Source organism: Planomonospora algeriensis (genome assembly GCF_977012225.1).
This window is the reverse complement of the sequence record NZ_CDRNDK010001028.1, coordinates 1-661: the sequence shown is the minus strand read 5'-3', so window position 1 is coordinate 661 and position 661 is coordinate 1. Positions and strand designations below refer to the sequence as shown.

At 79.6% G+C, this 661-nt stretch carries 1 pseudogene; it reads left to right on the top strand.

The features are described from left to right. Positions 1–661 (top strand): annotated as a pseudogene (locus ACWJ6R_RS37600) (AAA family ATPase); the annotation flags it as partial.

Here is a 661-nt window from a genome sequence, read left to right as displayed (position 1 = left end):
ACGGCCTGGAGAGTCCGGCTGGGGAGCCCGCCGGGTCCGGAGCGAGGCCGTCGACCTCGCCCAGGCGTCCCGCGACCGGCTCCAGGAGATCCGCCAGGCCCGGATCGACGGCATGGCGGCCGAGCTCGCCGCCCGGCTCGTCCCCGGGGACCCCTGCGCGGTCTGCGGTTCGCCCGACCACCCCGCGCCGGCCGCCCCCGCCGACGCGGCGCCCACCCCGGACGACGAGAGAGCGGCCGAGAGCGCCTACGAGGCGGCGCTGAAGCGGCGGCAGGACGCCGAGAACGCGGTCGCCGACCTCGCCTCCCGGCTGGACGAGACCATCGCCGCCGCCGGAGGCGTCACCGCAGGGCAGGCCGAGGAGTCGCTCGCCGCGGCGGAGCGGGAGCACGCCGCCCTGACCGGGGCCGCCGCGGGCGAACCGCGGCTGGCCGCCGAGGTGGACCGGATCACGGCCGAACTGGAGGACGTGCGGACGCGGGCGGAGGAGGTCTCCGGCCGGCTGACCGAGACCCGGGTCCGGAGGGAAGCCGCCGAAGCCGAGCAGGTCCGGCTGGCCGTCCGCCTCCGCGCCGCCCGGAACGCCGCCCCGGACGGCGGCGGGGACGGCGGCGAGGACGGCGGTAGGGACGGGGGGCGAGGACACGGCGGAAGACGTCGC